General features: G+C 70.6%; 7 protein-coding genes. 5 read left to right on the plus strand and 2 right to left on the minus strand.

Annotated elements, in window-relative coordinates; all coding sequences use genetic code 11:
• Both ACFQ4H_RS34310 and ACFQ4H_RS34315 read left to right on the plus strand, forming a co-directional pair.
• Positions 1–246 (plus strand): adenosylcobinamide-GDP ribazoletransferase (locus tag ACFQ4H_RS34310; protein ID WP_377579370.1); only part of this gene is annotated, 246 nt, incomplete at its 5' end.
• 64 nt (positions 247–310) lie between these two features.
• A complete protein-coding gene (locus ACFQ4H_RS34315; protein WP_377579372.1) occupies positions 311–1594 on the plus strand; it encodes a DUF2314 domain-containing protein in 1284 nt (427 codons plus the stop codon).
• Between the two features lie 67 nt (positions 1595–1661).
• On the opposite strand, the gene gcvT is transcribed toward ACFQ4H_RS34315, so the two are convergent.
• A complete protein-coding gene (gene gcvT, locus ACFQ4H_RS34320) occupies positions 1662–2786 on the minus strand; it encodes a glycine cleavage system aminomethyltransferase GcvT (protein WP_377579374.1) in 1125 nt (374 codons plus the stop codon).
• Between the two features lie 161 nt (positions 2787–2947).
• Between gcvT and ACFQ4H_RS34325 the strand changes: the two genes are divergently transcribed.
• On the plus strand, positions 2948–4537 hold the full coding sequence (locus ACFQ4H_RS34325; protein WP_377579376.1) for a leucyl aminopeptidase: 1590 nt from the start codon (positions 2948–2950) through the stop codon (positions 4535–4537).
• Between the two features lie 34 nt (positions 4538–4571).
• Here ACFQ4H_RS34325 and ACFQ4H_RS34330 read toward each other — a convergent pair whose 3' ends face one another.
• Entirely contained in the window at positions 4572–4895 is a 324-nt protein-coding gene (locus tag ACFQ4H_RS34330) for a hypothetical protein (protein ID WP_377579378.1), read from the minus strand.
• 150 nt (positions 4896–5045) lie between these two features.
• Here ACFQ4H_RS34330 and lpdA point away from each other — a divergent pair, with 150 nt between their 5' ends.
• Both lpdA and ACFQ4H_RS34340 read left to right on the plus strand, forming a co-directional pair.
• The gene (gene lpdA, locus ACFQ4H_RS34335; protein ID WP_377579380.1) at positions 5046–6473 is read left to right on the plus strand and encodes a dihydrolipoyl dehydrogenase; all 1428 of its coding nucleotides are present in this window, start codon (positions 5046–5048) and stop codon (positions 6471–6473) included.
• A gap of 70 nt (positions 6474–6543) precedes the next feature.
• Positions 6544–6841 (plus strand): biotin/lipoyl-containing protein (locus tag ACFQ4H_RS34340; protein ID WP_377579382.1); only part of this gene is annotated, 298 nt, incomplete at its 3' end.

Here is a 6841-nt window from a genome sequence, read left to right on the forward strand (position 1 = left end):
GTCGCCGGCACGGTCAGCCGGCCCGTCCTGGGGGTGGCCACGGTCGCCGTCGCGGCGCTGGCCGTACCGGCCGTGCCGGGCCGTCCGTGGCAGGGGCCGCTGGCCGTCGCCGTCGCGCTCACCATCGAACTGCTGCTCCTGCGACACGTCGTACGGCGGCTCGGCGGGGTCACCGGTGACGTCCTGGGCGCGTCTGTCGAGATCACCGCCACGCTGGTCTACCTCGGACTCGTCCTGACCGGCTGACCTCGGGCCGCGTCGCGAGTAGCGTTCGCCACGACAACACCGCCATCCTCCTCGGGGACACAACATGCTGATCACGGACGACTTCCTGCCCGTCCCGGTCCCGGAGACGCTGAGCGCGACCTACCTGGTACCCACCTCAGCCACACCGGAGACGTCCCCGGCAGCCGCCGTCGACGCGCTGGCCGGTCGGCTCGCCGGCCCGGTCCACGACCTCGCCCGGCAGATGCTCGACAGTCCCCTGATGACGGTCGACACCCGACCGGTGTCGGAGTTCCCCCGCCTGCCGCCCGAGCTGCTCACCGCGTTCGGGGCGACCGACGAACAGCTCGCCCGGCTGGCGGCGGCCACCCATCTGGTGGTCGTCCAGGCCACCTACCGACCCGGGTGGCCACCGGCGCACGAGTGGGCGGCGCGGACGGTGGCCGCCGCGATGGCCGAGGTCGTCGGCGGCGACCTGGTCGACGTCTTCGGCCTACAGTTCCTCGACCCGGCCAGCGCGCTGCGCTCGCTGCCGGACGCCGACGGCCGGATGCGGCTGGTCGACTGGGTGCTGGTGCCCTACTCCTCCGACGAGGACGGGCTCTGGTTCACCACCAAGGGGCTGCGCCGGTTCGGGCTGCTGGAGTTGCAGGCCCAGGGCGTGCCGGCCCATCTGACCCGGGCCTGGGGCGCGGTGATGACCGGTGCGGCCCGCCGCCTGCTCCGGGCCTGGGTGGACGGCCTGACCGACGAGGAGGTCCCGGCCTTCGTCCAGCTTCCCGTACTGACCGCGGTCACCGGTCACGACATCGCGGTGGCCTACGGCAACTCGGAACGCCACGACGCGACCGCACCGGCTCTGTTGCGCCTGGAACTCGACCCGGCCACCGATCCCGAGGCCGACTCGTTCCTGAGCCTGCGTCCGCCGAGCGAGCACGACGGGCCGGTCGACCGCTACTTCGCCGGGGTGTGTGAAATCGTCTTCGCCTCGGCCAAGTCGGACGTCCGGTACGCCCGGCCGGGCGACGCGATGGCCCGGGCCATCGCAACCGCCCGCGACGGCCTGCCCGAGATCCGGAACCGGTTCCTCACCGGCGCGCTGCCCGAGGACGCACAACTGGTGGTCAAGTACGGGCTCCCCACCGACGACGGCCCCGAGTTCGTCTGGGCCGGAGTGACCTCGTGGTCGAGTCCGGAACGCATCCTCGGGGCCAGCGCCAGCGACGCCGCCTCCGACCCGTCGGTACGGATCGGCTGCCCGGTCGTGATCGACGCCTCCGACGTGGTCGACTGGGCGGTACTCGACGGTGGCGGAGTCATGGAGGGCGGGTGGACCCAGGCCGTACTCGACAGCGGTGAACACCAGTAGTCCGCTGCTCCGCCACCGCCGGCTGTGAGCGTTTCTCCCCGACGGCCGGCTACCGCACCGACGGCTGCTACTTCACCGACGGCTTGACGAAGGGTGGGCGGACCACCTGCATCGCGCAACGCCGCCCGCGTACGTCCACCTCGACGGTGGCGTCCGCACCGAGCCCGGCCGACGTGTCCAACAACGCCAACGCGATGCCGACCTTGTTGGTCGGGGAGAACGTTCCGCTGGTGACCTCGCCGACCACCTGGTCGCCGACGTACACGCTCATCCCGGCCCGGGGAATGCCCCGGCCCACCGCCGTCAGCCCCCACAGGGTGCGACGTGGTCCCGCCGTCTTCTCCGCCAGCAGGGCGTCGCGCCCCCAGAACCGTGGCTTGTCCCAGCCGACCGCCCAGCCGGACCGGGCCTGCACCGGGCTGATCTCCAGCGACAGGTCCTGCCCGTGCAACGGGTAGCCCATCTCGGTACGCAGCGTGTCCCGGGCACCCAGGCCGCAGGCGCGGATGCCGTACGGCTCACCGGCGGTGAAGAGCGCATCCCAGACCGCGGTCGCCGAGCCGGCCGGTACGACGAGTTCGTAGCCGTGCTCGCCGGTGTAGCCGGTACGGCACACCACCAGTTCCGTGCCGTCGAGCACGGCGGTGGAGAAGCTCATGTAGCCGTGGTCGGTGGGTAGTCCCAGGGCGGCCAGCACCTCTGCCGAGCGTGGCCCCTGCACGGCGAGTACGGCGTACTCCTCGTGCTCGTTGGTGACGGTGACCGACGGCGGTGCCGCCGCCCGCAGACGGCGTACCACCTCGGTGGTGTTCGCCGCGTTCGGGATGAGGAAGACGTGGTCGTCGGCGTACAGGTAGGCGATGATGTCGTCGACGACGCCACCGGTGGCGTCGTCACAGCAGAGCGTGTACTGCGCCCGGCCCGGTTCGATCCGGCCCAGGTCGTTGCTGAGGCAGGAGTTGACGAACTCCGCCGCTCCGGCCCCGGTCACCCGGGCCTTGCCGAGGTGGGAGACGTCGAATACGCCGACGGCCTCCCGTACCGCGTTGTGTTCGGCCAGTACACCACCGCCGGCGTACTCCAGCGGCATCTCCCAGCCACCAAAAGGGGCGAACTTCGCACCCAGTTCCACATGTCGTGCATGCAACGGGGAACGGCGCGGCGCAACAGGGGTGGCAGTCACGTCGGTCATGGGTGGCAACTTACCGGCATTTCAGCGCCTGGTTAGCATCGGCGTGATCCCTCGACTGGCAGTCGGCGGGACAGCACACCGTCCGGCGGGTAGGTTGCGCCGGAGAACATCATCGCCGGACCGCTCATGACGCGGCCGGCCAGGCCCGCCGGAGACGCCGAGTGACATCGCCCAGCACCACCCTCAGCCTGGTCGACACGGACCCCGCCGAACTTGCCGTTGACGCGATCGTGATCGGCGTGCACAGCCGGAGCAGCGACGCGATCGCCGCCGACTCTGGCTCCACCGCCGGTTTCGCCGGCACGCTTCTGCTGGCCACCGGGGCGGAGAGCATCGCTGCCGCCTTCGATGGTCGGTTGACGGAGACCCTGGCCATGCTGGGCGCCACCGGCTCCCCCGGTGAGGTGATCAAGCTGGCCACCCTGGGCACCGTCACCGCACCGCTGGTCGCCGCCGTGGGCCTGGGCCCCGAGCCGACGGGTGCCGCCCCGGCTCCGGAGACGCTGCGTCGGGCGGCTGCCTCCGCGATCCGGGCGCTGGCCGGATCGGAGCGGGTGGCCCTGACCCTCCCGGTGCCCGACGACGCCGACGCGCCGGCCGCGCTCCGCGCGGTCGCCGAGGGCGCACTGCTCGGCGCGTACCGGTTCGCCGGTTACAAGACCAAGCCGCAGCCCACCCGTCGGCCGGTCGTCGCCTCGGTGGCGGTGCACGTGCCCGACGCCGGGGACGCGACGGCGCAGGCGGAGATCATCCGGGCCCAGGTGGCGGCCCACGCCGTACTGCTCACCCGCGACTGGGTCAACACCGCGCCCAACGAGATGCGCCCGCCGTCGTTCGCCGACACGTTGGCCGAGGCGGGCCGCCAGGCCGGGCTGACCGTCGAGGTGCTCGACGAGACGGCACTGGCCGCCGGCGGCTACGGCGGCATCCTCGCCGTCGGACTGGGGTCGGAGGCACCGCCCCGGCTGGTGAAGCTGTCGTACGAGCCGGAGGTCTCCGGCGGCGACGTGAAGCGGGTCGCACTGGTCGGCAAGGGCATCACCTTCGACACCGGTGGTGTGTCGATCAAGCCGGCGCAGGGCATGTGGGAGATGAAGTCCGACATGGCCGGTGCGGCGGCGGTCGCCGCGACCATGCTGGCGATCGCCAAACTCAAGCCGGCGGTGGCGGTGAACGCGTACCTGCCGATCGCCGAGAACATGGTCTCCGGCACCGCCTACCGGCCCGGTGACGTGGTCACGATGTTCAACGGCAAGCGGGTCGAGGTGCTCAACACCGACGCCGAGGGCCGGATGGTCCTGGGCGACGCGATGGCCCGGGCGTGCGCGGACGGCTGTGACTACCTGATCGAGACCTCCACCCTCACCGGTGGACAGGTGGTCGCCCTCGGCAAGCGCATCGCCGGGGTGATGGGCACGCCCGAGCTGTGCGAGCGGGTACGCGCCGCCGGTGACGCGGTCGGTGAGCCGACCTGGCCGATGCCGCTGCCGGACGACGTACGCAAGGGCATGGATTCGGATGTCGCCGACATCTCCCAGGTCAACGCGGGTATGGACCGGGCCGGCCACATGCTCCAGGGCGGGGTGTTCCTGCGCGAGTTCGTCACCGAGGGTCTGCCCTGGGCACACATCGACATCGCCGGCCCCAGCTACCACGCGGGTGAGCCGACCGGTCACTGGACCAAGGGCGGCACCGGCGTGCCGGTGCGTACCCTGTTGGCGCTGATCGACGACATCACGGCCAACGACTGACGGCGGCCGGTACGGACGACGGGGCGGCTGGCGGTCAGCTCGGCCGGCGCTTGCGACGCTCGTTGAAGTCGCGCATGCGCTGCGGGTAGCCGACCAGCCGCACGTCGTAGATCGGGATGGCCAGCCGGTGGGCGAACCGTCGGGCGCCCTCCGGCCCGTCGATCCGGCGTCGGGTCCACTCTCCGTCGTGGGCGATCAGCATCACTGTGGTCTCGGTCACCGTGGTTCGTGGCTCAATGAAGGCCTCAACCCCTCGTCGTGTCCTAACGAACTGCTCAAGATGGTCGAGATCCGCCCGATTCGCAGGCCGATCTCCGGCTGCCGCACCTGCCTTCTTGCGTCGCCGAAACCAGGCCACCCGATCCACTCCTCCCCGACGTCCACACCGCCGGTCGCCAGCGTGATTCTGGCAAGCGTACGTCCGCTCGACGTGTCCTTGGGCACCTCGTGGCGCGGCTGGGCGCGGTAAGTGACAAGATGACCGAGGCGAGTATGCCCATACCCCGGCATGACCCTCGTTAGCAGCGAAGCGACCTGGGAGATAACTGTGAGCGAGCCGAACGGCGCAACTTTCGACGTCGTAATCCTCGGCGGTGGCAGTGGCGGATACGCGACCGCGCTGCGGGCCGTGCAGCTCGGCCTGTCGGTCGCGCTGATCGAGAAGGGCAAACTCGGCGGGACCTGCCTACACAATGGCTGCATCCCGACCAAGGCGCTCCTGCACGCTGCGGAGATCGCCGACCAGACCCGCGAGTCCGAGCAGTTCGGCATCAAGGCCGAGCTGGTCGGCATCGACATGGCGGGAGTCAACTCCTACAAGAACGGCGTGATCGCCCGGCTCTACAAGGGCCTGCAGGGCATGATCAAGGGTTCGAAGATCACCCTGGTGGAGGGCGCCGGCAAGCTGGTCGCACCGAACACCGTCGAGGTCGACGGCAAGCGCTACACCGGCCGTAACGTGGTGCTGGCCACCGGCTCCTACTCCCGCAGCCTGCCCGGCCTGGAGGTCGACGGCGAGCGGATCATCACCAGCGACCACGCCCTTGAGCTCGACCGGGTTCCGACCTCCGCGATCGTGCTGGGTGGCGGCGTCATCGGTGTGGAGTTCGCCAGCGTGTGGCGGTCGTTCGGTGCCGAGGTCACCATCGTCGAGGCCCTGCCCCGGCTGGTGGCGGCCGAGGACGAGGAGTCGTCGAAGGCCCTGGAGCGGGCGTTCCGCAAGCGCAAGATCGGCTTCCGGACCGGCAAGCCGTTCGAGAAGGTCGAGCGCACCTCGTCCGGCGTCAAGGTCACCATCGCCGGCGGCGAGACCCTGGAGGCCGAGCTGCTCCTGGTCGCGGTCGGCCGTGGCCCGACGACCGCCAACCTCGGCTACGAGGAGCAGGGCGTCAAGATGGACCGTGGCTTCGTGCTGACCGACGAGCGGCTGCGTACCAACGTCCCCAACGTCTACGCCGTCGGTGACATCGTCCCCGGGCTCCAGCTGGCCCACCGTGGCTTCCAGCAGGGCATCTTCGTGGCCGAGGAGATTGCCGGCCTGAACCCGACGGTCATCGACGAGGCGGGCATCCCCCGGGTCACCTACTCCGAGCCGGAGCTGGCGTCGGTCGGTCTGACCGAGGCGAAGGCCAAGGAGCAGTACGGCGCCGACAAGATCAAGACCTACAACTACAACCTCGGCGGCAACGGCAAGAGCCAGATCCTCAAGACCGCCGGCCACGTCAAGCTCGTCCGGGTCGAGGACGGCCCGGTGGTGGGCATCCACATGGTCGGCGCGCGGGTCGGCGAGCTGATCTCCGAAGCACAGCTCATCTACAACTGGGAGGCCTACCCGGCCGAGGTGGCGCAGCTCGTGCACGCCCACCCCACCCAGGGCGAGGCGCTTGGCGAAGCGCACCTGGCCCTGGCGGGTAAGCCGCTGCACGCACACGCCTGAGCCCAATCTATCGGCATTGCCCGGCTGGCCTGCCGGGCAATGTGTAAAGGCCACGAAGGAGTCTTGAAACATGCCGGTATCGGTCACCATGCCCCGGCTGGGCGAGAGCGTCACCGAAGGCACCGTCACCCGCTGGCTCAAGCAGGAGGGCGACCGGGTCGAGGTCGACGAGCCGCTGCTTGAGGTCTCGACCGACAAGGTCGACACCGAGATCCCGTCCCCTGCGGCCGGTGTGCTGAGCCGGATCGTGGTGGGCGAGGACGAGACTGCCGAGGTCGGCAGTGAGCTGGCGGTGATCGCTGGCGAGGGCGAGGCGCCCGAGCCGGCCGCCCCGGCCCCGGCGGCCGAGGCACCTGCCGCCCCGCCTG

The organism is Micromonospora sonneratiae, from assembly GCF_042679305.1.
GTDB lineage: Bacteria > Actinomycetota > Actinomycetes > Mycobacteriales > Micromonosporaceae > Micromonospora_H > Micromonospora_H sonneratiae.